Source organism: Bradyrhizobium sp. I1.14.4 (assembly GCF_050435825.1).
In the GTDB taxonomy this organism is placed as follows: Bacteria; Pseudomonadota; Alphaproteobacteria; order Rhizobiales; family Xanthobacteraceae; genus Bradyrhizobium.
The window spans coordinates 1-23,997 of sequence record NZ_JBNDLA010000029.1 but is presented as its reverse complement, the minus strand read 5'-3'; the positions used below and the strand labels follow the sequence as shown (position 1 = coordinate 23,997).

The window sequence follows — 23,997 nt, the reverse complement described above, 5'->3', positions numbered from 1 at the left end:
CGAGCACTCAGAGGTTGAGATGACCGGGAATGCGCAGATGTCGGCGCACCACATCGACGAAGGCGGGATCGCGCTTGGCGGCGCAGACGGCGGCCATGTGACCGATGAACCAGAGAACAAGGCCCGCGATCCAGAGCCGCAGCCCAAGTCCGAGGGCGGCCGCCAACGTGCCGTTGACGATCGCAACCGCCCGCGGCGCACCGCCCATCAGGATCGGCTCGGTAAGCGCACGGTGAACCGGCACGAGAAAACCTGCGACCGCCTCGTCCATCAGATCACCACGCCGCCGCCGAACGAGAAGAACGACAGGAAGAAGCTCGAGGCGGCGAACGCGATCGACAGACCGAACACGATCTGGATCAGCCTGCGAAACCCGCCGGATGAATCGCCAAAAGCGAGGGTAAGCCCGGTTACGACGATGATGATGACCGCGATGATCTTCGCGACGGGACCTTCGACCGATTGCAGGATCTGATTGAGCGGCTGCTCCCAAGGCATGTTCGAGCCGGCCGCCCATGCGGGCACTGTCGTCAGCACAACCGGGCTTGCAAGCGCCAGCAAAGCAGCACCTTGAAGAATACGGAATCGTGGACGCATGTCAGTCTCCTGCTGGTGAAAGGCTGTAGTCGCCGGCCGACCCGAGCCCCGTGACGACGGCGAGTTCGGCGAGGCGACGGTCGGCTCCGCGCCCCGCAAGCACGGCGACGAGGTTGATGGTCTCGGCGATCAGGGCGCGCGGAACCGTGATGACCGCTTCCTGGATGAGCTGCTCGAGCCGCCGCAGAGCGCCGAGCGCACTACCCGAATGAATGGTGCCGATTCCGCCGGGGTGACCGGTGCCCCACGCCTTGAGCAGGTCGAGAGCTTCGGCGCCGCGGACCTCGCCGATCGGGATGCGGTCAGGACGCAGTCGAAGCGAGGAGCGGACAAGGTCGGATAAAGTGGCTACGCCGTCCTTGGTCCGTAGCGCTACGAGATTGGACGCCTTGCATTGAAGTTCGCGCGTATCTTCGATCAGGACGACGCGGTCAGCGGTCTTCGCTACCTCGGCCAGAAGCGCGTTGGTCAAGGTGGTCTTGCCGGTCGATGTGCCACCGGCCACCAGGATATTCTTGCGAGTGGCGACCGCACTCCTCAGTGCCTCGGCTTGCCCGGAGGTCATGGTGCCGGCGGTAACGTAATCGTCGAGCGTGAAGACAGCGACCGCGGGCTTGCGGATGGCGAAAGCAGGGGCAGCAACGACCGGAGGCAACAGGCCCTCGAAGCGCTCGCCGGTTCCCGGAAGCTCGGCTGACACGCGTGGTGAGCTGGCGTGCACCTCCGCGCCCACATGGTGAGCCACGAGACGAACGATGCGCTCGCCGTCCGCGGCAGACAAGATTTCGCCAGTGTCAACCAAGCCAATCGACAGTCGGTCAATCCAAAGCCGCCCATCGGGATTGAGCATGACCTCGACGATAGCGTCGTCTTCCAGGTAGCCTGCGATCGCCGCGCCAAGTGCGCTCCGCAGCATTCGTGCGCCGCGCGAATTCGCTTCCGATTGAATGGAATGGATTGCCACTGCCGTCCCCACCGAATGAGAACGTCTGGAGCGTTCTCAGATGGGTTGATTAGAAAAGGCACCCACGGATTTGGCGCAACAAGCGCTTACGGGAGGCGTAGACTGGCGTAGAAAAAGAAAGACCGAAAACTCATACTTCGCACAGCGAAGCGAGCCGAGCGCTGCTGAATGCTGATGCTATTCGTCGGAAAGCTTGCTGCGGACGTGGTTCACCACTCCGCATCGGCATCCGCCGGCATGACCACGAGCAAGTGTTCGTACGGCATGAACGTTTCGGCCTTGTCGGAAACGCTAGCAGGGAAAAAGAGCGGAATTGAACGCATCCGCCGCCCGAAGGATCCAAGCCACGGTAGAGCGAACCAGACGAAGGCGGTGATCTGCACCGCGACATTGACAGCGAATGCGACCTGATAGGCCAGGATGGTCCTGTGGCCATCCACGAGTGGCCATTGCTGCAAGATGAAGCCCGTCCCGAACTGAGAAACAAATGCCCAACCGAAGTGCAGCACATTCAAGGCGCCGTTGGCACGACCGGTGAGTTCCGGCGGAAAGTATTCAGCGATTGCCGCGAAGCTGACCACAGTCGCCGTTCCAACAATTGCGACCACCGACCACGGCAATAGTGACGGCAAGGGCACGCGAAGGATCAACGATAGCTCGGCCGCGATGAACAGCCCTGCGATCACGGCCAGGACGATCTCTACTCCACCCCCTCTTCGCCTGATGCAATGGACCAGTGTGCCGAACAACCAGGCACCGCCGCAAAGGACGAGCGACATCGTGAACAGCTGTCCGACAAGACTCGTACGATCAAATTCTTCGACGTCGGTCAGCCATGGCGCCGCCCACAATCCTTGCAGAGACCAGGCCGATCCCACGCTAGTGGCTGACAACGGGGCAATTCGCCGGAAACGCCGATCGCCGAAAACGGAGCTCAATGTGCCGGGCATTGATCCTGTTGCCGGGACAATGGCTCGTTCAGGAACCACGATGTAAATGAGCACGGCCGTGGCACTAGTCGCGACTGCGAGGATTTCAAAAAGCTGTCGCCAGTTGATCCAGCCGAGGAGGTATTCGGCAGGGCTCGTGGCGGTCACCGCCCCGAGCGATCCCAGCATGACCATGTAGCCGTTCAGCAAGGCCACTCGTTCGCTCGGAAACCAGAGAACGATGGACTTCAATCCGGCCGTCAATGCCGCGGCCACCCCAAGGCCGATCATTGCTCGCGCAATCAAGAGCGATGGCAACCCCGTGGACAGTGCGAAGAGGCAGGTGCCTGCGGCGGCGACCGAAAGCAGGCAGCTCTGAACCCGGCGAGGGCCAAAGCGATCCAGCAAGATTCCGATCGGGACCTGGGCCGCCGCGAACACCAGGAAGTACACGGACGTGAGGAGCCCGAGATCGGCAGTGCCGAGCCCGATCTCCGCGACGAGATGACTGGAGATCAGAGCGTTGATCGTTCGGAAGAGATACGAAAGATAGTATCCAGCAGCAAATGGGAGAAAAACGCGCGCGACGAGACGCCATGCCTCCGAATTTTGCATGCTGGCCCTTTTTTTCCTCAGCTCTTTCGAGCCGATAGCGCGTCCAGCTTCTTGTCGGGTTGGCTAAATTGGAGCCATCGTAGGCTGGCGCGGAAAAAGAAAGATCGGCAAAATTCCCGGCCCACCTGGTTCAATCAGGTTTGGTGTCCGTCTCCTGACGAACGATATCCTCTGGAATTTCACGCAGAAAGCTCTGACCCTTTTGCAATCGTCGCCCGAGCGTCTCGACAAATCCTTCGAAACGTTCCCGACCCTTCACTTGTGCCGCCGCCTGGGCTTCGTTGGGTAACGGCGGCGTAATCGTCAGCCAGAAGCGGATGAAGAGGGCAAGGGTCTCAGCCGTGAGACCGACGTCACGCTCCAGCCGCTGCATCTGACGCGACAGCCTGTCCAGGCGACGGGTAAATGCGGCTTCCCGCCTGTCCTCTCCGTCCGGCGATAGAAATGAAGCGACAGCCGCTTCCACGATCGCAGATCGGGAAAGCTTCTTGCGATCTGCCAGATCCGAGATCTGCTTCAGAAGCTCCGGCGGGAAATACACGTTCATCCGGTCGCGCATATTTCCCTCAGAGCTCCATACCGTCATTCGGGTCCATGGCGATTTGACGGGCGACACCGCGCATCTGTTGGCGTATCAGCCGGGACTGACGGACAGCATCGTCGTCGTCAAAAACGGCGGCAAATTCTTCTGCCGGCGTCGGTTCGGTCGTCTCCTTGGCAATCGCGACGTGATCGGGAAGTTCGGGCTCGCGACGCAGCCCGCTGTTCGCTGTGTCTTCCTCGGCCTCCGCGGCTTTGTCGGTTGGACCTCCCGTCGGCTTCAGCGGTCCGAGCGCTGACCATCCGTCCGTTCGCGATGACCGGCCGGCGGCCGCAGGATCGGGCGGCGGCAGAACCCGCTCGGTGAATCGCCGATCCTCGTAGTAGCGCACCTTCTTCGCCCGGATCGGCGGCGTGCCCGCCACCATGACGATCTCGTCCATTGGCGGAAGCTGCATGACCTCGCCTGGGGTCAGCAGCGGCCTTGCCGTCTCCTGACGGGAGACCATCAGGTGCCCCAGCCATGGGTTCAACCTGTGACCGGCATAGTTCTTCATCGCCCTCATCTCGGTCGCCGTACCGAGCGCGTCGGACACACGCTTCGCTGTCCGCTCGTCATTGGTCGCGAAGCTGACCCGGACGTGGCAGTTGTCGAGGATCGCGTTGTTAGGCCCATAGGCCTTCTCGATCTGATTGAGCGATTGCGCGATCAGGAAACTCTTGATGCCGTACCCCGCCATGAAGGCGAGCGCGGACTCAAAGAAATCAAGCCGTCCCAGCGCCGGGAACTCGTCGAGCACCATCAGGACGCGATGCCGGCGGTCGCGGGCGTGCAAGTCCTCGGTCAGTCGACGACCGATCTGGTTCAGCACCAGGCGGATCAACGGCTTGGTCCGAGAGATATCCGACGGCGGAACCACGAGGTAGAGTGTCGTAGGGCGGCCATCTGCGATCAGATCGGCGATCCGCCAGTCGCAACGGCAGGTCACCTGCGCCACGACGGGATCGCGGTAGAGCCCGAGGAACGACATCGCGGTCGACAGCACGCCGGAGCGTTCATTCTCCGATTTGTTGAGGAGTTCTCGGGCGGTCGAGGCGACCACGGGATGAGCACCGTGCTCGCCAAGATGCGCGGTGGTCATCATCGCCTTCAGCGTCGCTTCGATCGGCCGCTTCGGGTCGGACAGAAAGGCGGCGACTCCGGCCAGGGTCTTGTCCGCCTCGGCATAGAGGACGTGAAGGATGGCACCGACGAGGAGCGAATGACTGGTCTTCTCCCAATGGTTCCGCTTATCAAGGGAGCCTTCGGGGTCGACGAGGACGTCGGCGACGTTCTGGACGTCGCGAACCTCCCATTCCCCGCGCCGCACCTCGAGCAGCGGATTGTAGGCTGAAGACCTCGGGTTGGTTGGGTCAAACGACAGGACGCGGCCATGCAGCGAGCGAAAGCCCGCGGTCAGTTGCCAGTTCTCGCCCTTGATGTCGTGAACGATGGCCGAACCCGGCCAAGCCAGCAACGAGGGAACGACGAGGCCGACGCCTTTGCCGGACCGGGTGGGCGCAAAGCACAGCACATGCTCCGGTCCGTCGTGGCGGAGGTAGTCGCGGTCGAGCTTGCCGAGCACCACACCATCCGGACCGAGAAGTCCGGCCGCTCGAACCTCTTCCGCATCGGCCCAGCGCGCCGAACCATAGGTCTCGACATTCTTGGCCTCGTGCGCACGCCAGACCGACATGCCGATCGCCACCGCGATCGAAACGAAGGTCCCCGACGCCGCGATGAAGGCGCCCTCGACAAAGACCTGAGGCGCATAGGCGTCGTAGACGAACCACCACCAGAAGAAGATTGGCGGATAGTAGACCTTGACGCCCAACAGTTCGAACCACGGCCGCCCAAGCTCCGGTTGCCAGGCGAGCCGCCAGGCCGTCCACTCGGTTGCTCCCCAAATGGCCAGCAAAACAATCAGGCCGACAACGGTCACCTGTCCCCAGAGGATCTTGGTTCCGGACATCGCGAACGCCCTTCCACAACTGAATTGGGGAGATTGCTAGAGGCCGAGGTCGCGCTTGCGGCCAAAGCCCCATTCGATGCCGCCGCCGTCCTTCGCGACGCCGGTGACGTGTTGGCCGAGCTTCTGTTCGAGCTCGCGCGACCAGGGCACAAGCTGAAATCCAAGCCCGTTATCGATCATGGCGAAGCGCCCCGAGGAGAGCGTCAGGCGCTGGCGACATGTACCTGCCACATGCTCCCCGGAGGCCCCCTTCACGTGAGGCAGGCCGGTGTCAGCCGAGACTTTTGCGGCCACCTCGTCCAGTTCACGTCGGCGCAACGTGTCCAGAAGGTCGCGCTGCAAGATGATGCGTTGGCCCTGCCGCCGCGCCAGACCTTGCTCAACCAGATGCTCGGTACGGGCTTCCATGGCGTCGCGGGCTTCGCGACCGAATCCGCCCATGGCGAGCGGCATGGAATCGCGTTCGACCAGCCTGTGGTCGAGCCAGGTCGCTCCTTTAGCCGTGACCTGCCCGCGGAGATCGAGATCGGAACGAGTTGCGAGCACCACGGTCGGCCGCGGGTCGTCGGCCTGGCCGAAGCGCCGGACTTCAACGATGCCGCCGACCGGCGGAGCATGCTCGAAGGCCTCGATCCCTCGCAAGCGGACGTGGTGCGCGCGTCCGTCAGTTCCATCGATCAGGGCGTAAGCCTCACCCGTCAGCTCATCGTGCAATCCCCGATCGACCAGCCGTCCGATGATCTGGGATGAAGGCTGTCCACCTTCGATGACGAAGTCGGCAACGCCGCGCGCTTCTCCACGCTCGGTAAAGGCACGGTGCATGGTCTTGATGATGTCGCCGCGCATGCCGAGGTCGCGCAAGCTGCGCTCGGCCTCGAGCCCGACCATCCATTCGCCTGGCCGAGCGGATGCGGCAAGACCCATCTTCTCCAAATGTTGAAGGCGACCGACCATCGGGCGCCGGATCTCGGGATCGGACTTGCCGGGATTTTCCGGGCGGAGGTCGACAAAGCCGGTCTCATCCGCCGCCAACCGGATCTCCCGATCGAGCCGCGTCCATCGTTCCGCCGTGACTTCCCTCTCAAGCGAATTGCGGATCTCGTGCTCCGGCTTTGGACCCAATTCGATGGCGACCAGTTCCTCGCCGCGTGAGCGCAGGCCCCGGCTGATGTAGTCGCGGGAGATCACAAGATCCGAACCTTTCTCATCGACTCCCCGAATGAGAAGATGGACGTGAGGGTTGTCGGTATTCCAATGATCGACAGCCACCCAGTCGAGCCGCGTCCCGAGATCGGTCTCCATCTGCCTGGCGAGATCGCGGGCGAAGGCCTTAAGATCGGTCATGTCGCCGGCATCCTCTGGTGAGACGATGAACCGGAAATGATGCCGGTCGTCCTTGCACCGGTCAGCAAAGGCCGCGCTATCGGCGCGGTCGCTGCCGGCATCGAACATCTCGGCTCTCTCGCCGCTTTGAGTCACGCCGTCGCGCTTCAAATATGAGAGATGGGCGGTCAGTGGGGCTGAACGGAAGGCTCGCCCTTTGTGGCGAACCACGCGCGCCTTCACCACAACGCGGCGCGTCGGGCTGAACAACCGGTTGCGACTAAAGGCGAGCCGGCCGCGGCCAAACGTCGAGCGCCCATAGGCCGCAGAACGCCTGCCAGCCGCGGCCTGACTCGATGTGTGTCCTGCTTTCTTCGCCGCACGCAGCACCTGGTTGATGAAGCTCTTGGGCTTCGGCGCGCGGGTGTTGCGGATGCGCCCGGGCCGAATACGTAGGTCACTGTCGCCCGCGGTCACAGCCGGACCTGCAAACAAGTGATGGCGCGTACAGTGCCGAAAGCATCCTTGATTTCATTGTTTAAAATCCAAGGCGCGGCACGCGCCCCGACCGACCGGCACGCCCGAACCCAAGCCATGTCAATGGCTTGCGGTTCGACCGGCGAGCCCCTTTTATCTCGCCCTCTTAATCGGGCGGGCAAAGTCAACGTAAGCGTCCGGTCCTTGCACGACTTCCGAGTAGTGCGCTGTCGTTCCATATCGGGTTCTCTGCTGCATTGGAGATTCTCCGGTGGGTCCGAAACACTTCGAGAACAAAGCCAGGCGTGAGTGGTGGTCACTTCACATCGAGGCGTGGCGCCGAAGTGGCCTCGGGATCCGCCGATACTGTTGCCAACATCGTCTCGGCGAGAACACGTTCAGGCGCTGGCTGAACGTGCTGACCGATGCGAACGCACTGCAAGCAAAGGCAGAATTGCTGCGCGAGGAACGACGGCAACGTCACCGCAAACGACGGATTCGGCTGTCGACCGGCATGCGTTCGAAGGCGGTTCAAGCGTACTGGGCGATGCATGTCGAGGCGATGAACTGGAGCGGCATGGGCCTGCAAGCTTACGCATGGGCGCACGGCATCTCGCGGTACAGCCTGCGGCGATGGCGCGATCTGATCGGCGCTAACGAGGTGCAGATCGACTGGCGGACGCATGTTCATCCGAGCGCCCTCCCCCGAATAAGCAGCGGTGTTAGCAGCGCTGCTAAGGGCGCGGCCGCCGAGCAACGCTTGACGGCGGGTCCGATCGGTGATCCGCCGAACGAAGCACCCACCAACCGACGTCGCTTCAGTAACGATGAAAAGCTCGCGATTGTGACTGAGTCTGAGCTCCCCGGCGCCACCGCCGCCGAGGTTTGTCGGCGCCACGGTATTGTCACCAGCATGTTGTTCCGCTGGCGGGTACAACACGGCTTCAGCAAGCGCCTTCCGGCAAAGCTAGCGACAGTGAAGGTCACGGAAGCACAATCCGGAACACTCGTCTTGAACGATCTGCTGTCGCCGCCTGACGGGATGACAGCAGTCCAATTAGACGATGGGCGACGGGTCTTTGCACCTGACGGCAGCGATCCGGATGCAGTCCGTCGACACGTCAACGAGCAGGAGATAGCAGGATGATGATTGTGCCGGCGGGGGTGAAGGTGCATCTGGCTTTGGGCTATACCGACATGCGCAAAGGTCTCGATGGCCTCGCTACGCTCGTTCAGGAACACCTCAAGATGGATCCGTTCTCCGGCCATCTGTTTGCCTTCCGCGGCAGGAATGCGAGCAGACTGAAAATCCTGTTCTGGGATGGCAACGGACTCTGCCTGTTCACCAAACGCATCGATCAAGGTGGCTTCATCTGGCCCAGAATGAGCGATCCAGGTGGCTCCGTGGCGCTGTCTCCAGCGCAACTTGCGATGCTGATCGAAGGCATCGATTGGCGCACACCCGAGCGTCGATGGCGCCCCGCCGTCGCGGGCTGAATCGCAGAAACCCGCGTCGAATATAGCAAAGTTGCTTCTTCGAATCAGCGTGTCCGAGTAGAATCGAACATGCAGCTCGATCTCAACAATCTGCCCACGGATGCGACGCTTCTGCATCGCCTGGTGCGCGATATCGCCGCGACAATTGAGCATCGAGACAGCGAGATCGAGCGCCTCCAGGCTATCATCAAACAGCTTCAGCGCGCGCAGTTCGGACGTCGCTCCGAGCGCCTTGATCCCGATCAACTGGCACTCACCCTGGAAGATATCGACAGCGATATCGGCCGCATTGAGGAAAGCAAGCCCGCGACCGCAACGGAGACGCCCGAGGCACCGTCGCGACGCCGACCGCTGCCCAGTCACCTGCCGCGCGAGGACATTCTGCTCGACGTCGATGGTGACGCCTGCAGTTGCTGCGGTGGCGCTTTGCATGCGATCGGCGAGAGTGTCAGCGAGATGCTGGATTGGGTGCCGGCGACGCTTCGCGTGGTGCGCATCACGCGCCCTAAATACGGCTGCCGAGCCTGTGGTAAGGTGACCCAAGTGTTTGCGCCGGAACGGCCGATCGCCGGTGGATTGGCTACTCCAACCCTGCTCGCGCACGTACTGGTCAGCAAATATTGCGATCACACGCCGCTCTATCGGCAGTCGCAAATCTTCGCCCGGCATGGTGTCGATCTTGGCCGCTCGACGCTGGCCGGATGGGTCGGCGGCGCATGCTGGTGGCTGGAAGCGCTGCACGAGCGATTGTGCAGAAACGTGTTTGCCTCCGACCATCTGTTCGCAGACGATACGCCGATCCCGGTGCTCGATCCGGGAAGAGGACGCACCAAAACCGGACGCCTGTGGGTCTACGTCCGCGAGCAGCGGCCCTGGAGCGGACCAGAACCGCCGGCAGCGGTCTATTTGTTCGTACCCGACCGAAAGGCCGAACGTCCGGTGTCGCGCCTGGCGGGCTTCAAAGGTGTCCTGCATGTCGACGGCTATGCGGGCTTCGAGAAACTGACCAGCAACGGCGATGTCATGCTCGCGGCATGTTGGGCCCATACAAGACGCAAGTTCTACGAGGTTGCCGAGGCCACCGGTTCGCCGATAGCGACGGAAGCGTTGCGCCGGATCGGCGAACTCTATGCCATTGAAGCCCGCGTCCGTGGGCAGTCGTCCGCACATCGGCTCGCTGAGCGGCGCTCCTTCTCCAAGCCGGTCGCGCAGGCCCTCCATACGTGGTTCGAGGTGCAGCTTTCTCGCGTGCCCGGCAGCAGCACGCTTGCCGAGGCGATCCGTTACGCGCTCTCGCGGTGGGACGGTCTGACACGCTTCCTGCAGGATGGCCGTATTGAACTCGACACCAACCCGGTGGAGCGCGCGATTAGGCCGGTGGCGCTCGGCCGCAAGAACCACCTCTTCGCCGGCAGTGATGGCGGCGGACATCGTTGGGCAGTCACCTGCTCGCTCATCGAGACCTGCAAGCTCAACGACGTCGAACCCTATGCCTATCTGCGTGACGTGCTGCAGCGGATGGTCAAGGGACAACCAGTCAATCGTCTCGATGAACTGCTGCCGTGGAACTGGAGCTCCGCAGGACCTGCCACCACCTGAGCAAAGCCAGACTCTAGCCAAGCGGCGAACATGAGACCGCGGGCAATTGCAATAGTCGTCCTTTGTAGTGATACTACTTGACGGTCCATAATTGCGATGTGATGGGGATAAAGAGGTGCAGTCTTCCCGAAACGGAGCGGATGCCGTGTTGCTCTCCGAGGCCATTGCGGCGCTTCGTGAGTTGGTCTCCCGTGCGCATGACGCCACCGACGAGTCGTTCGACGACGGCCATTCGGTTGATACTTGGAAGAGTGAGGAATTCCGTGCCGCGATAGAGCGTGCTGAAGCGGTGATCGCGAAGACGGAAGCTGCCATAGCTGACCCCGGTAGAGAGTAGGAGCTCGCCCAATCGGGGCATTGCCACGCGAGACCGCTAGGCTCGTCAAGATCCAACGTCATGTGCAGCCCCCGGACGCATACGTCGAGTAACTCCACTGCTCTCCCCGTTTCGCCCATTCTTCGCCGGGGCACGCCAACGCATGCCTGCTTGCGCATGCCGTCATCGCGGGCCTCCTGCATCAGATCTGACGACGAACAATCCTGTTGCTTCCGGCACGATGGCCGAGATGTCGCGAACGGGGGCGGCCGTCGGACCCCAGTTCGGCACGTGCCCGGGCTGCAGCAGCGGTCTCTGGCCTTTCAGATCGCACAACGAAGAGCGCTCCGGCCGATGACCGCAGTCGGGCGACCGCGCTGGAAAAGGTAATGTCGCTGCCGATGACTGGTGCAAGCTTCTGCAAATAGGCTTCGGTCTCAGCCGGCAATGGGCGGCCGGAAAGAGACTCTTCGTGGCGAGCAGGCCCGGCGTTGTAGGCCGCAAGGAAGCCAGGTGAACCGTACCGGTCGTGCAGTTCGCGAAGGTACGCAGTTCCCGCAAGAATGTTGTCGTGGGGATCGTAGGGATCGTTGCCGAGGTCGTACCGCAGACGTAGCTCCGCCCAGGTTTCTGGCATGATCTGCATCAACCCCATGGCGCCCTTGGGTGACCTGGCGCGCACGTCTCCGGCGCTCTCGACGTCTATGACTGGCAGTATCCAGCCCACCGGCATGCCAAAACGACGCGAGGCTGCCTCGACGAAATCCACAAATGGATTGCTAGATGCATACCTTGCCGTAGGGTCGGTGGGTCGCGTCTCGGCGACAGCAGTAGCGTGCTCCACGGTGAGCGCAGCGAACAACAGTACGACAGCGTGCAAGCTCCTCTCGAACAAAAGCAAGCGTGCCGGCGTGCTCTCGCCCGTCCAGGGTAAAGCCGCTTCGCGCCGGCCTTTCAGCCGCCCTGGACCGCCGCTGCGCGCGTCGGCCTTGCAAACTTTGGTCGGGACGGAGGAATGGTCCTGCACTTGATCGAACAGAGGAATGGCAGGACAGAAACGCAGAACAGGCACGATCATTCCTCCCGCGTCCACACCGGGAGGGCGCGGCCGATCACGGCCGATGCCGGAAGGAATCCAAAATATCGACCGTCAAGGGAGTCGCCCGACTGCCAGTTCATGAGGAAGAGCTCGCCCTTGCCGACGATGCGGCAGCCCTGCCATTTCGGCAGCGGCCGGCCGCCCCGATCGCGATCGCGCGCCTCGCCGACAGCAATTCCATCGACGGAAATAGTGAGCCCGCTTCTGCAGACCGTCTGCCCCGGCAGCGCCAAGACCCGCTTGAGCATAGGGACGCCGACCGGCAAATATCGGTTCAGGTCGAGGAAAGTCGCGAGCGGCTCCGGCGGCTGAACCGCGACCAGCTCGGTGACATGGAAGCGCATCGCTGGCCGTAAACGATAGAGGCCGACCGGCACGCTCGCCGATGCATTCCAGATGTAGAGCGGAAGCGGCTCCAGCACGATTGTCGCGACAAGTGCGGCAGTTACCGCAAACATCGTGGTCAGCGTCATCAGGCGGCTCGTCATCGCATTACTCTCTGACGATGGAGCCAAGCCTGGTGGCGTGCCTTCGTGTAAGGACGCGGGTTTTCGTTGACGGACAGACGGTTATGAACGTGATGCCAATGATCGGGAGCGACGTCGGCTGGATCGATAGCGAGCGCCTCGATGGCATCGGTCATTTGCAGCACGCGTTCGACCTTTGGCCAGCCGGAGAGTCGCAGCAAGATCTCGCCGCCGGGCGTCACATACGGCACCGTTGAGCAGCGCTGTCGCGGCGCGACCGCGCGCAAGATGTCGACCCGCGAAATGATCGTGCCAAAGTCGTTGGAGGTCCAACGGACGAAGGCAAAAATGCTGCCGGGCGCAAATGACAGAACACGCCGGTGACGATCAAGCTTCCGTTCCTTGACGATGCGACCGAACCGAATGCGGTTTTCGATGCGCTTCTCAAGCCACAGGACTTCTACTTCGGTGAGGTCACTCATGCCGCGGCTCCTTGATGCTGGAGCTGAGAGCCGTGAGCTTTGCGGTCGGCGAAGTACGTACGCGGCTGGCGAAGGCAAGCACGACTCGCGGCCCGGCCTCGCCAATCGAGTCCAGTGCGGCTGTCGGTGCGCGAGGTTTCGTGAATCGGCTGGCGAGTGGACCTGAGTCTGACCAAGGACTTGTGTGCATAGAGTCCGTTCCATGTTTGTGAACTGATCCCAAAATGTGCGGGGATTGCGTACTGAGTCGTTTTCCGGATGGAGGGCGATTTGCGGCGCATTCCGCTGAGCCGGCGGTCGCATGTGACCGGATTCCAGTCGTTGCCGACTGGCGTGACGGAGCATGAGAGGGCGCTGGAGCGGGACTTCGTGACGCTCGCGAGCTTCATGGATGCGGGCGCCGTCATAACGGCGCAGCCGGTGACAATCCGTTTTGAGCATGAAGGTCGGCAGCGCCGATATACGCCGGACTTCCGCGTGATTTGGAGCGACGGCCGCACCGATATCGTCGAGATCAAATATCGGGCTGACTTGCGCGCGAGATGGCACAGGCTCCGGCCAGCCTTTGCAGCTGCTCGGGGTTGGGCGCGCAGCAACGGTACGCGATTCAGGATCGCTACCGAGCGCGGCATCCGCGGTCCGCACCTTGAAGCCGCAAAGCGTTTGCTTCCGCTAAGGAGCGCGCCGGTTGACGCGGTGCTTGCGGAGCAAGCGATGAGATATGCCCGCGTCCGCTCGATCAATGTCGGCCAGCTTGTCGACGTGCTGCCGGCGCCGCGCGAGGCCTCCCGACACGCCTGCCGGCCACTATCGCGATTCTGCACGCCCCTCGGCTCGATCGCCTGCTCACTCGTGTGCCAGACCTGTCCTCCGAGATCGGCGACCGGCTGCGCGTGATCCTGACGCGGGCAAATGCTCCTTCGCCAAGAGGACCCTGGAGTTGGCGCAGTTGGATCATAGCTCTTCCGGAGACTGGAAATGAATTGCGCGACCGAGCTCTCAGCGAGCGCTACAGATTGCGTCGTCAGCGTTTGTTCGCCTTCGCGGGGGTCCGCGACGGAACGCCCGTCGAGGTTGCAGCGGAGAGCGTCGGCGTCACCAGGCAAACGCTCTGTCGTTGGCTGCACCACGCTGCAACGCACGGCCTGGAAGCTGCGCTGGAGCGTCCTCGACGCCGGTCGCAACTGAGCGGAGCGCAAGCCGAGGCGTTGGGGAAATGGATCGCTGCCGATCGCGCGCGTCAGCGTCGCGGCGCAGTGATCAGTGCAGCGCTGACCCAGTTCGGCATCATTCTCAGCCCGGACCAGGCGTCCAGATTGCTTCGCGTCCATCGCGCCAGGCCGGGGCGGCGTCACCGTCCATGGAAGCCCAAGCCGCAGAGAGCTACGCAGATCGCAGGATCTACTCATGATCCAGCTCCTGGTTCGTGAATCCAGTTCGCGAATCCTGGAGCCGTTTCGCGAAACCTTGCACCAGTTCGCGAAACCTCGCGCACCGATTTTGCGCCGCATGGTCACTGCTCTCACGCGGCGATCAGCGACGTTCCTGGCCCGCATATGGGCGCAGCACCGGGTGCTTCTTGGCGGGCAGCACGGTCCGCTTCCCGGGATCGGACGTCGACGTCTTGGCGCCGAGATCGGCCCACGCCTTCAGATCATCCAGGGCGTAGACGACACGTCCGCCAATCTTCCGATACGTCGGCCCGGTGCCGTACGTCCGGTGCTTCTCAAGCGTTCGACCCGAGAGGCCAAGATAACGCGCGGCCTCCGGCGTGCGCAGGAAGCGCGGGGGTAGACCGGCCATCGAATCGGGCATTTGAGCACTCCAAGGTGACGGCGCACCGCGCATGGCGGCGCCGACGTGTGTGCGGTCATCATGGAGAAGCGCGGTATCGGAGGGGGATGCCGAATATCGGGGGGTCAATTTTCGATACCCCTCGGCCGAAGGGCTACTTGTGCCTGCGGCCGGGCCGCAGAAGTTTGCGGTAGCCTCCGCGTACCAACGCGAGGCCGCCCTGCACCAAGCGGACCGTTCGATTGCGCAAATCGTGCGTCTTCCAGGCGCGATCAGGGATGCGCTTTTTGCCGAACAGCGCTTCCGCAGTCATACGATAGCTGCCACCGGCAGTATGCGCATCGAGCGCACGGATGGCGGCGCTCAGGCGTTCGCGCCGCTGCTTAGATAATTTGTGAAAGACAGGACCTGGCGCGCGTCCATTCATTGCGCGCCACAGCCGCCGGGCTGCATAGGCGCGCGCTTCCAAATCGCCGTCAAACGGCAATTCGGCTGCGTATGGCGCGCCGACCACGGGAGGCTCTTTGGACCAGACACGGTGATCCGTCGTCGCGATGCGCAGCACAATATGCCAGCCGTCAGCGGCGTGGCGCACCTGCCCCGCTGTAAGGTCGAGCAGTGGCAGAGAGGCCGAACTGCGATCTGCGGTCGACGCGACCCTGACTGGAACCACGGTCGTTAGAACCTCAGGCGCCCAAAAGATTATCTGCTCGTCGAAGGACCGCTGGGGGTCATGGGCGAAAGCAGATGCCCCACCTCCTCCTGAACTCCGCGGTCGCTTGGCTATCTGGGCTGCTAGCGATCATCGCTTCGTAATCACGTCGATAGTCCGCGTTTCGACGAAGACATTCCCAGGCGATGTCGGTGATTTCGGCGTCTTGTAGGCTTTTGTAGGAATCCGGCGACCGCCAGTCGAATTCAGGCATTGCTTCCGCCCCATTGCACGTGGCTAACAAGGATTGCGGCGCAATAGGTATGAACGAGGCGGTTGTAGGAAGCCCCTAGTTTGGCACCACGTGGTGCACCGGAATGACCACCGGTTAGCGAGAGAAAATAATTTTGGCTGCACGCCTCTAATCGGCGATTTTCTTCTATTTCGAGCCAGCGCCGCGTAAGAGGCGCCCCTGCTCGGTCACCCATTTGGCCCGCGCGAGATGGGTCTGATATGCAGTCCGCGCACGGTCCGGCTCTCGCTCCGGATCGATATGTAGGACGATACGAGCCACCTCCCGCCAGTCCGCTCCCTCACCCTCCGCCTGCAGAAGACGAATGTACGTGACGACATGCTGTTCGTCATAGGCCGTCAGCGCCGGCTCATTTGGCGCGACATCTTCAACGTCGGGGTCCACTGGCGGTCTTTTCATGTAGCATACGGTGCTTCATTGAAGCCTGATCCTATCTTATGGATTAGACTATCGAAATAGATCGGTTATAGCCAGTGGTTTAATGGCCTACCAAATGGCTGCTTTTGCGCATGAAAGCTCGTGCGCTTGTGGCCTGGAATGTCCGCAGGATCCGCGTCGATCGCGGCATTCCGCAAGAGCAATTGGCGTACGATGCCGGGATCGATCGCTCATACATGAGCGGCCTCGAACGGCAATCGGAGAACCCAACGATTGATCTGCTTGATCGACTGGCGGAAACGCTTGGTGTTCAGCTATCGGAATTCTTCGTTCAGCCGCCCAAAGGAGCGACGACGCCCAAGACATTGCCCAAGGGTCGCAAGCCAATCCGACCGAATCGCAAGAAGAAATAACTGTTCGCGGCTGTTCCGTCTTGGGAGTGGCTAGATGCCAAGGGTGTCTCCCTTCTAGTTTGTTCCTTTATCGTGAGCCGGGCCGGAGGCCCGGCGAGCGCCGGACGCGAAAACGCGTCATCGCCGCCGATCCGGGCGGCGATGCGATGGGCCTAGAAGCGAGGCCGCGCAACTGGCGCCCGGTTACGCGGCCTATGTCTTCAGATAGCACGCTCCATCAAGCGCTTCGCTTTGCCGGCGACGAATGGCGCGGGTGACGAGTTGGCGAAGCTCGTCAGTGCGGGGCGGCTTCATGCGCAAAGCGTTGCGCCGCGAACTTCGAATGTCGGATAGAGATCTCATCGAAATTCTCGATACCCCAGAGATTGCGGTTCATGCAGACAGCGCGGAGGTTGAAGCTCGCAATCCCCAGCGTCTTGCTGCCGACCTCTCTGTTCCAACAATAGGCGCCGAGCCGGGCGGCTTGCTCAAGCCCCGCGGTGGTGCAATGGCGGGGGCATCACAGATCATCGCGCGGCAAAGGCGGTGAACGACGCCGCGAGATAGAGGTATTATTATACTTCAATCCATTATCGGGTAAGGCTTCCGATGTATGGATAAATTGTGAGCTTGGTGCTACATACCGGCTCAATTTGTAGTGCGAAGGTGCCAAAATGCCCACCCCACATACCCCCCCTGCTGCCGTCCGACGCGTGGTGCGCAAGCTGGGGACGGACATACATGATGCCCGTCGACGCAGACGGCTTCCGATGGCGGTTGTGGCCGAGCGCGCCTTCACGTCTCGCTCGACATTGCAAAGGGTCGAAGCCGGCGACACCAACGTCGGCATCGGCATTTATGCCGGCGTCCTACAGGCGCTCGGTTTACTCGACGGCCTGAACCAGGTCGCCGACATCAGCAACGACAGCGTCGGGCGGGCTCTGGCTAGCGCTGATCTGCCCAAACGCGTCCACCTCAAGCGGCCGGCCAGGTCGTCCCACGATGGCTGACTTCGAAGTACATATCGACCTCGACGGGCGCACACGCCCGATCGGGCTGGCGAGGAGCAATCGCGTCCGAGGCGCGGAGACCATCCTCTTCGAATATGACGACACATGGCTTGAGGATCCGGACCGCTTCTCGCTGGAGCCGGCACTGGCGCTCACCCGCGGTCCCTTCGCTCCCCGTGCCGGACTAGCGACCTTCGGTTCGATCGGAGACTCGGCGCCGGATACCTGGGGTCGTCGCCTGATGCAACGCGCCGAGCGTCGCCTCGCGGAACACGAAGGCCGAGCCGTTCGCCCCCTCACGGAAAGCGACTACCTGCTCGGCGTAGCCGACGAGACACGGCTTGGCGCGCTCCGCTTCCGCTGGGCTGGCGACGAGGTTTTCCAGAAACCAATTCGCGCCGGCGTTCCTGCCCTGATCGAACTTGGCCGGTTGCTCCAAATCACCGAGCGGATTCTCCGGGATGAGGAAACGGATGAGGACCTCCAACTCATCTTTGCCCCCGGCTCTTCCCTCGGCGGCGCACGTCCGAAGGCGTCGGTCATCGACCAGCATGGTCACCTCTCCATGGCCAAATTCCCAAAGGAGACCGACGACTATAGCATGGAGACTTGGGAAGAGATCGCTCTGCGGCTGGCAGGCAAGGCAGGTATCGCCATTCCTCAGCACGAGCTGATCGACATCGCCGGCAAGCCGGTCATGTTGTCGCGGCGCTTCGACCGCAATGGTGCGATCCGCATCCCATTCCTGTCGGCGATGGCGATGATCGGCGCCAAGGACGGCGAGCGCGGCAGCTATCCGGAGATCGTCGATGCCCTTGCCCAACACGGCGCTCAGGCAAGGACAGACGCCCATGCCCTCTATCGGCGTGTCGCCTTCAACGTGCTGATTTCCAATGTCGACGACCACCTCCGCAATCACGGCTTCCTGTGGCTTGGAAAGGCGGGTTGGTCTCTCTCGCCGGCATATGATCTCAATCCCGTTCCAACTGATCTCAAGGCTCGGGTGCTGACGACGAACATCGATCTCGACGAGGGCACCTGTTCACTCGACCTGCTGGAAGCGGCGTCCGGATATTTCGCACTCACGTTGCTGCAGGCTCGCACGATCATCAAAGAAGTCGCGACCGTGACCGCGACCTGGCGCGACACGGCCAGGGCGGTCGGCGCCCGCTCGGCCGAGATCAACCGCATGGCCAGCGCTTTCGAGCACGACGATCTCAAACGGGCGCTGACGCTATAAAGGAGGACAACCCTCCACTGCTTTTGAGCCCGCCAGTGCCAGTCCATTTACCTTGCGCCGCCGCCGATCTGGAGGTCTCAGGGATCGAAGGTCCCAGGAATTCAGAAAGTGCTGCAGCCGCCCGCCGCGGCCTACGGTGCGTGGTCGATCCCGGACGCATTGCTGACACGGACCGGCGCGGAACACCTTCATCTTCGAGAGCCGCGCGGACAGGCACATGAAGTCAATGCCCCTGTTCAGATGCTTCGTCGCTCGTGCCTCGAGCGCCAGTTCAATGCCTTGATCGCGGCTTGGCCGGCGATGGCTTGCCCGCTGATGCGAAGCCCCGCCCGGCGGACCGGACGGGGCTCTTTTTAGTGGTCGAACCTCAGTCGCCGTTCTTGCGCAGCCGCGACCAGATGAGGGTAAAGCCGTCACCTTCCTCGTCTTCGAACAGGTTCGCGTAGATCGGCGCGTTGAACGAGGGATCGTCGAGCTTGAGCGAGAGGTAGTCGCGGCCCTCCTCGGAGCGCTTCGACCAGGCGGCGCCGATCTCTGCGCGGCCGACGAAGATGCGATGGCTCGGGGCATTATCGTTGGATCGGTTGGTCTCGGCTACGATCCTGACGCCCCTGGTCTGGAGGCTCAGGGTGACGATCTCGCCCTGCAACTCGCGGCCGACTTTCTTGAAATAACCGATGTTAGCCATGTCACTTCTCCTTGATGTTTCGAGGTGCGACCATCGCGGCCTCGATGGCGATCTACGGGCCAAAGACGATCGACGACGCACCCGCCTGCGGGCCGGAGCGCAGCGGAGGACGCCAGTGGGGAGACTTTCTTGCCTCGCGAGGAATGGGCGTTAGCCCAGGGGAAGAAAGTCGCCCCGCGGCGTTGCGTTGAGGCGATCGAGGCGCAGCCGCTCTTGGGCCAGATCAAGCCATCAAGAGGCCAGGTGGTCCGTCATCGAACGGCATCCTCCGGAGAAGTCTTGGCCAACCTCGGCTGTACTGCACAAGATGTCGCTGCGTTCAGGTGAAGAAACGGAAACAGACGCGAAGGAATAGGCGTAGTTGATCGCCTTGAGCATTTGCGTTGAGATGCCCGTGTGCTGCGTTGGTCGTGCGAGCAAGGTGAGAGACGTCAGCGATCAAGCGCTCGGCCTCGGCCACGTTACCCAGCGGTCTATCCCGCGGCCCGATCAACGCCTCGATTGCGAGCAATTTCGATCGACGGGCAGGCTCATCCCCACGGCGCATTGGCAGAGACAGCCGACTAAGGTTCGCCCGATACGGCCCCGATCGATCTTCCGGGCCCGGCAAGGCTGGTCATCTGAAATTCAAGCCGTGGTGCCGATTGCTATGGCGCCAAAACACACCTGTTGCCGTGAAGGCAAGGCGGGCGCGAAGCGCATCGCCTTCAACTGAAATAGCGTGTCAGACGGAGCGCAGCGAAGTGAACCCGCGGACGTCGAGACCGGTCAAGAGGGTACCCGGGACAGAGGCAGTGATAGCGACGCCGGCATCGCAGATGACGGCGGGCCCTGGCCCGAGTACCCCCGGCGAGACGTTCACTATTCAGAGCGCCGGCTTTTGATGACGAGGTGCGCATGAAGCGGCGCTTACGCGCCGCCGAATTTCCAGACGGGAATGCCGAACTTCCGGGCCTTGTCGGCAAGGTTATCTTGTATTCCGGAACCAGGAAAGTGCATGACGCCGATTGGCAGTAGTGCGAGCATCGCGTCGTTGCGTTTGAACGGAGCCGCCTTGGCATGCTTGGTCCAGTCGGGCTTGAATGCGATCTGAGCCACCTTGCGGTCGGTGGCCCATTTGGCGGCGATCAGTTCAGCACCTTTCGGAGATCCGCCGTGCAACAAGACCATGTCGGGGTACTTGGCGTGGACCTTGTCGAGCCGGTCCCAGATCAGGAGGTGATCGTTGAAATCGAAGCCCCCGGTAAACGCGATCTTGGATCCCGACGGCAACATCGTCTCGGTTTCCGCCCGCTGCTTGGCAGCCAGGAAGTCGCGGCTATCGATCATCGCTGACGTGAGCGTGCGATGATTGACCAGCGACCCGGCACGGGGACGCCAGGGCGAGCCGGTGTGAAGTTCGAATTGATCGGTGGCCAGTTCACGGAAAAGCTCCATGGCATTGCGGCGCTCTATGAGTGTGACGCCTTCGGCCGTAAGCCGCTCGAGTTCAAGCGATCGCACCTCCGATCCATTCTGCTCTCGCTGGCTCCTCTGTTGCGCTTGCTCATTGTCGTCGAGCTCTCGCTCGATGCGGCCCGTGGCACGGTGGAATAGATTGACGGTCGACCAGAGCAGGTTCTCCAGGTCGGGTTCGAGCCGGGTGTCGCCCAAGGTCGCGACCAAGGCGTCAAACATGTCGGCAATGGCGCCCGCGATTGCTTTGCCCTCGGGAAGCGGTCTGGGATCGAGCTCGTCCTCGAAAGGACGGTGGCCGTGGAGCTGAAGCTCGTTGAGCAGGTGATCCGTTGGTGATGAGGCATGCTGCGGTTCGAACTCGGTATCGTCACGGTCGGTCGTCATGGTGAGGCTCCTTTTGCTGGATCGGCCGCGCCCATCGCGGTCTTCGTGGCGATCAGAAGACGGCAGGCGGAGCGGACCAGAACCCAAAGGCGCAAGCCGACGGGCCGAAGCGGAGCGGAGGATGGCGAAGGCCGGCTATTTTGTTTCGCGATGCAAAGGCCCGCAGGGCCGGCGGAAAATAGCCGGGCGCAGCCATTGTAGGCCCGGTCCACCTGCCGTCCGATCGCCCTCTAGAAGGCCGTGGCGGGGCCCCGCCCGGCACAGGTGACCTCGCATCGGCCGACCACGACGATCCGTGACCGCGAGATTGCCGCTATCCCGAATCGATCGCGGCTCATTCATGGCAGGAACCGGACGATGTCCCGAGAAGCGAGCTGTTCACGTAATGCCGCTCGGAATAATTCAGCGTCCAACTTGCAGAGGTCAGCGTTGAAGTCCTCGAACTTGGGCGACAGAATGAAGACCTCGATGCCGACAGCCTCTGCGCGGCTCGTCAAGGTCATCGCTGCCGCCATTCCAGCCGCGTCCGCATCGCGCGCGATGTAGAGCCTGCGCAGCGACAGCGGGAGCAGTAGAGCGGCGAGGTGGTTGGCCGAAAGGGCTGCTACCATCGGCATGCTCCGCAACACGTAACGAAGCGACAGCATGGTTTCAATGCCCTCGCCTGCCACCAGCACGTCGTCAACTGACCCGAAACGCACTGCGTTACCGAGGAGATCGCCCATTGCACGCCGCGGTGTTTCGACCGGCGCCTTCCCGTATCCTGACGGATGAAGCCAGGTCCGGTGTACGCCGGTGAACTTCCCCTTGAGATCGGTCACACGAGCGATCATTGCCGGCCCGAACAGGGGCGGAGAGTCTACGTTGGGCCGGTAGTAGCAATGCGCGTGGAAGCGCAGCGCGCCGTCATCGTGGATGGAATTGATGCCGCGTTGCCGCAGATAGATTTGAGCGACAGTCCGACCGATCGGCTGTGACATGGCAAAGAGCCGACGTGCGGCCTCTACAGATCCGCGTTGCCGTAGCAGACGGTCAGCAACTGCCGGTCGGGAATCGGGTCGAGGCATGTTCAGGAATCGCCGCGCCTCTTCGACGACGTCGCGGAAATCGACCAGCCCGCAGCTGGCCTTGATAATGTCGAGAAGATCGCCATGCTCCCCGGTTGCGGCATCCGTCCACTTGCCGGCGGGCCTCTTGGGCGATTGGTTCAACCGGACGAACAGCGAGCGGCCGGGTGTATTTCTGCAGTCCCCGACGACCCAATAGCGACCCTGCCGGCAGCCGTTGGAGAGATAGTGTCGACACACCGCCTCGGCCTCACGCGCGAGGCGACGTGCCAGTTCGGACGCATCGCGCCGCATTAACCCGCCCCCTCTTTGCCCGTCCGAGCAACCGGACCGTTACATGAGGGTGAAAGCAGTCTCGTTTGGACAGCGATTGTCATTTGAGGTCTCCACGACGGGCGACCGAAGGACCTCTCTCTCGGCCTCCAACCCGTCATGGCGCCACGCGCCGCCCTCTTTCTTTCGGGCACGTCACCAAATGTCGATCATGTTTCCTCCTCGGCCCCGACAGAGTCGGCCGGCACGGCTCGTGACTGCTTTGGAAGGAAGCCGAGCAGGAAGTCGGCGGCCTTGCTCGCCTTCGATGCCGCACGCAGAATTGCGCGGTTATCCTCCCGCAGGATCTCAAGCCACGAGCCGATATAGTCGGCGTGGCGCACGGTCGGTACGATGCCGAGTGATGTGCAGCAGAACGCGGCACAGAGTTCCGCAACCAGTTCCTCGAATGCGTATCTCTTCGTGCCGTAGCAGCCACCAAGATCGCGGTTGAGGCGCGAGGGATGACCGCTCGCGTGGCCAAGTTCGTGGAGCGCAGTGCGGTGCCAATTGATCGGCTCGAAATAGGCTGCAGGCGGCGGCACCTGGACATAGTCGTCAGACGGCGCATAGAATGCGCGGTTGCCGCCGATGCGGAAATCGATACCGGTCGCCTTGATCAAGGCCTCAACCGTCGGTTCAATCATGTCGGGTCGCTGCGGTGGCGCAGCGGTCGCTATTTCTGCGGGGAGTGCACCGTCGCATTGGTCGACATTGAAGACGGTAAAGCGCTTCAAGAATGGAACAGCTTGCGCCTCCTCGCCGGTCTCGTACGCGCGCAGCTTTTCGTCACGCGGCACGAAGTGATCAGCGTGAACGATGGTGGTGCCGCGTTCGCCCTTGCGGATGTGACTTCCGGTCGCGAGCGCCTGACGGTAGGTGAGCCAGCGCTGACTTGAGAACCCGCGCTCGCGGGCCGCACTCCAGAGTATCAGGATGTTCACGCCGCTGTACTGACGATTCGTCGCGGCGTTTCTCGGCATGACCGGGAGTGCTTTTTCTGCAGCATTCTCCCATGGCTGAACCCAGGGTACATGGCCAGCCTCCAGCTCAGCGATGATCTTATCGGTAATTTCGTCATACAGGCACAACCGGTCTTGCCTGGTGCGCGTCCGGGAATGGTGTTTGGACATTGCGGATCTCCGCGACGGGCGCCGCGAGCCTCTCTCGCAACTTCCAACCCGTCACGGCCTCCCACGGCCGCACTCTTCCTCTCCATGCTTGTCCCTCCGCCCACGTATGCGCGGGCGACGCTCTCCGACTGACCGCGCCGATCGCGTCAGGGATGGACGCCCTAAGTATCTGTCCGAGAACATCTTGAATCATCGGAATCGTTTGTGATTCAAGGGAGGCGGTCCGAATTTGAAGGGGCGCCCATGTGGACGAAGGAGA

At 62.2% G+C, this 23,997-nt stretch carries 27 protein-coding genes and 1 pseudogene; 9 read left to right on the top strand and 19 right to left on the bottom strand.

The window, feature by feature from the left end; all coding sequences use genetic code 11:
* Nucleotides 1-7: 7 nt before the first annotated feature.
* From ABIB78_RS33535 to ABIB78_RS33505, 7 genes are all read right to left on the bottom strand, one after another.
* Nucleotides 8-271 carry a VirB3 family type IV secretion system protein gene (locus ABIB78_RS33535; RefSeq protein ID WP_429032617.1) on the bottom strand — a complete coding sequence of 88 codons (264 nt, stop codon included), beginning with the start codon at nt 269-271 and terminating at the stop codon, nt 8-10.
* On the bottom strand, nt 271-597 hold the full coding sequence (locus tag ABIB78_RS33530) for a TrbC/VirB2 family protein (RefSeq protein WP_429032615.1): 327 nt from the start codon (nt 595-597) through the stop codon (nt 271-273). The genes ABIB78_RS33535 and ABIB78_RS33530 overlap by 1 nt, the downstream gene beginning before the upstream one ends.
* Before the next feature lies 1 nt (nt 598).
* Complete coding sequence (gene trbB / locus ABIB78_RS33525; RefSeq protein WP_429032725.1) at nt 599-1,513, bottom strand: P-type conjugative transfer ATPase TrbB; 915 nt, start codon at nt 1,511-1,513, stop codon at nt 599-601.
* 257 nt (nt 1,514-1,770) lie between these two features.
* Nucleotides 1,771-3,105 carry an MFS transporter gene (locus tag ABIB78_RS33520; protein WP_429032614.1) on the bottom strand — a complete coding sequence of 445 codons (1,335 nt, stop codon included), beginning with the start codon at nt 3,103-3,105 and terminating at the stop codon, nt 1,771-1,773.
* Nucleotides 3,106-3,235: 130 nt separating this feature from the next.
* On the bottom strand, nt 3,236-3,664 hold the full coding sequence (locus ABIB78_RS33515) for a CopG family transcriptional regulator (protein WP_429032612.1): 429 nt from the start codon (nt 3,662-3,664) through the stop codon (nt 3,236-3,238).
* 7 nt (nt 3,665-3,671) lie between these two features.
* Entirely contained in the window at nt 3,672-5,657 is a 1,986-nt protein-coding gene (locus ABIB78_RS33510; protein ID WP_429032610.1) for a conjugal transfer protein TraG, read from the bottom strand.
* A gap of 36 nt (nt 5,658-5,693) precedes the next feature.
* The gene (locus ABIB78_RS33505; protein ID WP_429032608.1) at nt 5,694-7,457 is read right to left on the bottom strand and encodes a relaxase/mobilization nuclease domain-containing protein; all 1,764 of its coding nucleotides are present in this window, start codon (nt 7,455-7,457) and stop codon (nt 5,694-5,696) included.
* Between the two features lie 271 nt (nt 7,458-7,728).
* Here ABIB78_RS33505 and tnpA point away from each other — a divergent pair, with 271 nt between their 5' ends.
* The 4 genes from tnpA (at nt 7,729) to ABIB78_RS33485 (ending at nt 10,890) form a co-directional block, all read left to right on the top strand.
* Nucleotides 7,729-8,604, top strand: a complete 876-nt coding sequence (gene tnpA, locus ABIB78_RS33500) for an IS66 family insertion sequence element accessory protein TnpA (protein ID WP_429032605.1) — start codon at nt 7,729-7,731, stop codon at nt 8,602-8,604.
* Complete coding sequence (gene tnpB, locus ABIB78_RS33495) at nt 8,601-8,954, top strand: IS66 family insertion sequence element accessory protein TnpB (RefSeq protein ID WP_429032603.1); 354 nt, start codon at nt 8,601-8,603, stop codon at nt 8,952-8,954. The genes tnpA and tnpB overlap by 4 nt, the downstream gene beginning before the upstream one ends.
* Nucleotides 8,955-9,023: 69 nt before the next feature.
* Nucleotides 9,024-10,553 (top strand): IS66 family transposase, encoded by a 1,530-nt coding sequence (tnpC, locus tag ABIB78_RS33490; RefSeq protein ID WP_429032601.1) that lies wholly within the window; start codon nt 9,024-9,026, stop codon nt 10,551-10,553.
* A gap of 145 nt (nt 10,554-10,698) precedes the next feature.
* The gene (locus ABIB78_RS33485) at nt 10,699-10,890 is read left to right on the top strand and encodes a hypothetical protein (RefSeq protein ID WP_429032599.1); all 192 of its coding nucleotides are present in this window, start codon (nt 10,699-10,701) and stop codon (nt 10,888-10,890) included.
* 181 nt (nt 10,891-11,071) lie between these two features.
* Here ABIB78_RS33485 and ABIB78_RS33480 read toward each other — a convergent pair whose 3' ends face one another.
* Genes ABIB78_RS33480 through ABIB78_RS33470 form a run of 3 tightly spaced genes read right to left on the bottom strand, consistent with a single transcriptional unit; the run spans nt 11,072 to nt 12,917 of the window.
* Nucleotides 11,072-11,947 carry a lytic transglycosylase domain-containing protein gene (locus tag ABIB78_RS33480; RefSeq protein ID WP_429032598.1) on the bottom strand — a complete coding sequence of 292 codons (876 nt, stop codon included), beginning with the start codon at nt 11,945-11,947 and terminating at the stop codon, nt 11,072-11,074.
* Nucleotides 11,944-12,456 (bottom strand): S26 family signal peptidase, encoded by a 513-nt coding sequence (locus tag ABIB78_RS33475; protein ID WP_429032596.1) that lies wholly within the window; start codon nt 12,454-12,456, stop codon nt 11,944-11,946. Before ABIB78_RS33475 ends, ABIB78_RS33480 begins: the two co-directional genes overlap by 4 nt.
* Nucleotides 12,453-12,917 (bottom strand): DUF2840 domain-containing protein, encoded by a 465-nt coding sequence (locus ABIB78_RS33470; protein WP_429032594.1) that lies wholly within the window; start codon nt 12,915-12,917, stop codon nt 12,453-12,455. Before ABIB78_RS33470 ends, ABIB78_RS33475 begins: the two co-directional genes overlap by 4 nt.
* A 258-nt stretch (nt 12,918-13,175) precedes the next feature.
* On the opposite strand from ABIB78_RS33470, the gene ABIB78_RS33465 reads away from it, so the two are divergent.
* Together ABIB78_RS33465 and ABIB78_RS33460 are read left to right on the top strand one after the other, a co-directional pair.
* Nucleotides 13,176-13,814 (top strand): Tn7 transposase TnsA N-terminal domain-containing protein, encoded by a 639-nt coding sequence (locus tag ABIB78_RS33465; RefSeq protein ID WP_429032591.1) that lies wholly within the window; start codon nt 13,176-13,178, stop codon nt 13,812-13,814.
* Complete coding sequence (locus tag ABIB78_RS33460) at nt 13,772-14,347, top strand: helix-turn-helix domain-containing protein (RefSeq protein ID WP_429032589.1); 576 nt, start codon at nt 13,772-13,774, stop codon at nt 14,345-14,347. The genes ABIB78_RS33465 and ABIB78_RS33460 overlap by 43 nt, the downstream gene beginning before the upstream one ends.
* A 103-nt stretch (nt 14,348-14,450) precedes the next feature.
* Here ABIB78_RS33460 and ABIB78_RS33455 read toward each other — a convergent pair whose 3' ends face one another.
* From ABIB78_RS33455 to ABIB78_RS33440, 4 genes are all read right to left on the bottom strand, one after another.
* Entirely contained in the window at nt 14,451-14,732 is a 282-nt protein-coding gene (locus ABIB78_RS33455; protein WP_429032586.1) for a helix-turn-helix transcriptional regulator, read from the bottom strand.
* 133 nt (nt 14,733-14,865) lie between these two features.
* A complete protein-coding gene (locus tag ABIB78_RS33450; protein WP_429032584.1) occupies nt 14,866-15,306 on the bottom strand; it encodes a DUF2285 domain-containing protein in 441 nt (146 codons plus the stop codon).
* Between the two features lie 136 nt (nt 15,307-15,442).
* On the bottom strand, nt 15,443-15,637 hold the full coding sequence (locus tag ABIB78_RS33445) for a transcriptional regulator domain-containing protein (protein WP_429032581.1): 195 nt from the start codon (nt 15,635-15,637) through the stop codon (nt 15,443-15,445).
* Nucleotides 15,638-15,802: 165 nt separating this feature from the next.
* Nucleotides 15,803-16,075, bottom strand: a complete 273-nt coding sequence (locus ABIB78_RS33440; RefSeq protein WP_429032578.1) for a DUF2285 domain-containing protein — start codon at nt 16,073-16,075, stop codon at nt 15,803-15,805.
* Nucleotides 16,076-16,185: 110 nt separating this feature from the next.
* Between ABIB78_RS33440 and ABIB78_RS33435 the strand changes: the two genes are divergently transcribed.
* Complete coding sequence (locus ABIB78_RS33435; RefSeq protein ID WP_429032576.1) at nt 16,186-16,467, top strand: helix-turn-helix domain-containing protein; 282 nt, start codon at nt 16,186-16,188, stop codon at nt 16,465-16,467.
* 221 nt (nt 16,468-16,688) lie between these two features.
* Here ABIB78_RS33435 and ABIB78_RS33430 read toward each other — a convergent pair.
* Nucleotides 16,689-16,918: pseudogene (locus tag ABIB78_RS33430) on the bottom strand (DUF932 domain-containing protein); the annotation flags it as partial.
* Between the two features lie 202 nt (nt 16,919-17,120).
* Here ABIB78_RS33430 and ABIB78_RS33425 point away from each other — a divergent pair.
* Together ABIB78_RS33425 and ABIB78_RS33420 are read left to right on the top strand one after the other, a co-directional pair.
* Nucleotides 17,121-17,456, top strand: coding sequence for a helix-turn-helix domain-containing protein (locus tag ABIB78_RS33425; RefSeq protein ID WP_429032573.1), 336 nt, complete (start codon nt 17,121-17,123; stop codon nt 17,454-17,456).
* Entirely contained in the window at nt 17,449-18,696 is a 1,248-nt protein-coding gene (locus tag ABIB78_RS33420) for a type II toxin-antitoxin system HipA family toxin (RefSeq protein WP_429032571.1), read from the top strand. Before ABIB78_RS33425 ends, ABIB78_RS33420 begins: the two co-directional genes overlap by 8 nt.
* Nucleotides 18,697-19,063: 367 nt before the next feature.
* Here ABIB78_RS33420 and ABIB78_RS33415 read toward each other — a convergent pair whose 3' ends face one another.
* The 4 genes from ABIB78_RS33415 to ABIB78_RS33400 all read right to left on the bottom strand — a co-directional run bounded on the left by ABIB78_RS33415 (nt 19,064) and on the right by ABIB78_RS33400 (nt 23,738).
* Nucleotides 19,064-19,384 carry a DUF736 domain-containing protein gene (locus tag ABIB78_RS33415; RefSeq protein WP_429032568.1) on the bottom strand — a complete coding sequence of 107 codons (321 nt, stop codon included), beginning with the start codon at nt 19,382-19,384 and terminating at the stop codon, nt 19,064-19,066.
* Nucleotides 19,385-20,293: 909 nt separating this feature from the next.
* Nucleotides 20,294-21,226: a DUF2493 domain-containing protein gene (locus tag ABIB78_RS33410; protein ID WP_429032565.1), complete on the bottom strand. Its 933-nt coding sequence runs from the start codon at nt 21,224-21,226 to the stop codon at nt 20,294-20,296.
* Nucleotides 21,227-21,564: 338 nt separating this feature from the next.
* On the bottom strand, nt 21,565-22,587 hold the full coding sequence (locus ABIB78_RS33405) for a DUF7146 domain-containing protein (protein WP_429032562.1): 1,023 nt from the start codon (nt 22,585-22,587) through the stop codon (nt 21,565-21,567).
* Between the two features lie 188 nt (nt 22,588-22,775).
* Entirely contained in the window at nt 22,776-23,738 is a 963-nt protein-coding gene (locus tag ABIB78_RS33400) for an ArdC family protein (RefSeq protein WP_429032559.1), read from the bottom strand.
* Between the last annotated feature and the right edge of the window lie 259 nt (nt 23,739-23,997).

Coding starts and splice junctions, on each gene's coding strand:
- ABIB78_RS33535 (WP_429032617.1), bottom strand. CDS start 271: ATGGACGAGGCGGTCGCAGGTTTTCTCGTGCCGGTTCACCGTGCGCTT.
- ABIB78_RS33530 (WP_429032615.1), bottom strand. CDS start 597: ATGCGTCCACGATTCCGTATTCTTCAAGGTGCTGCTTTGCTGGCGCTT.
- trbB (WP_429032725.1), bottom strand. CDS start 1,513: ATGCTGCGGAGCGCACTTGGCGCGGCGATCGCAGGCTACCTGGAAGAC.
- ABIB78_RS33520 (WP_429032614.1), bottom strand. CDS start 3,105: ATGCAAAATTCGGAGGCATGGCGTCTCGTCGCGCGCGTTTTTCTCCCA.
- ABIB78_RS33515 (WP_429032612.1), bottom strand. CDS start 3,664: ATGCGCGACCGGATGAACGTGTATTTCCCGCCGGAGCTTCTGAAGCAG.
- ABIB78_RS33510 (WP_429032610.1), bottom strand. CDS start 5,657: ATGTCCGGAACCAAGATCCTCTGGGGACAGGTGACCGTTGTCGGCCTG.
- tnpB (WP_429032603.1), top strand. CDS start 8,601: ATGATGATTGTGCCGGCGGGGGTGAAGGTGCATCTGGCTTTGGGCTAT.
- tnpC (WP_429032601.1), top strand. CDS start 9,024: ATGCAGCTCGATCTCAACAATCTGCCCACGGATGCGACGCTTCTGCAT.
- ABIB78_RS33480 (WP_429032598.1), bottom strand. CDS start 11,947: ATGATCGTGCCTGTTCTGCGTTTCTGTCCTGCCATTCCTCTGTTCGAT.
- ABIB78_RS33475 (WP_429032596.1), bottom strand. CDS start 12,456: ATGACGAGCCGCCTGATGACGCTGACCACGATGTTTGCGGTAACTGCC.
- ABIB78_RS33470 (WP_429032594.1), bottom strand. CDS start 12,917: ATGAGTGACCTCACCGAAGTAGAAGTCCTGTGGCTTGAGAAGCGCATC.
- ABIB78_RS33465 (WP_429032591.1), top strand. CDS start 13,176: ATGGAGGGCGATTTGCGGCGCATTCCGCTGAGCCGGCGGTCGCATGTG.
- ABIB78_RS33455 (WP_429032586.1), bottom strand. CDS start 14,732: ATGCCCGATTCGATGGCCGGTCTACCCCCGCGCTTCCTGCGCACGCCG.
- ABIB78_RS33445 (WP_429032581.1), bottom strand. CDS start 15,637: ATGCCTGAATTCGACTGGCGGTCGCCGGATTCCTACAAAAGCCTACAA.
- ABIB78_RS33440 (WP_429032578.1), bottom strand. CDS start 16,075: ATGAAAAGACCGCCAGTGGACCCCGACGTTGAAGATGTCGCGCCAAAT.
- ABIB78_RS33435 (WP_429032576.1), top strand. CDS start 16,186: ATGAAAGCTCGTGCGCTTGTGGCCTGGAATGTCCGCAGGATCCGCGTC.
- ABIB78_RS33425 (WP_429032573.1), top strand. CDS start 17,121: ATGCCCACCCCACATACCCCCCCTGCTGCCGTCCGACGCGTGGTGCGC.
- ABIB78_RS33420 (WP_429032571.1), top strand. CDS start 17,449: ATGGCTGACTTCGAAGTACATATCGACCTCGACGGGCGCACACGCCCG.
- ABIB78_RS33415 (WP_429032568.1), bottom strand. CDS start 19,384: ATGGCTAACATCGGTTATTTCAAGAAAGTCGGCCGCGAGTTGCAGGGC.
- ABIB78_RS33410 (WP_429032565.1), bottom strand. CDS start 21,226: ATGACGACCGACCGTGACGATACCGAGTTCGAACCGCAGCATGCCTCA.
- ABIB78_RS33405 (WP_429032562.1), bottom strand. CDS start 22,587: ATGCGGCGCGATGCGTCCGAACTGGCACGTCGCCTCGCGCGTGAGGCC.
- ABIB78_RS33400 (WP_429032559.1), bottom strand. CDS start 23,738: ATGTCCAAACACCATTCCCGGACGCGCACCAGGCAAGACCGGTTGTGC.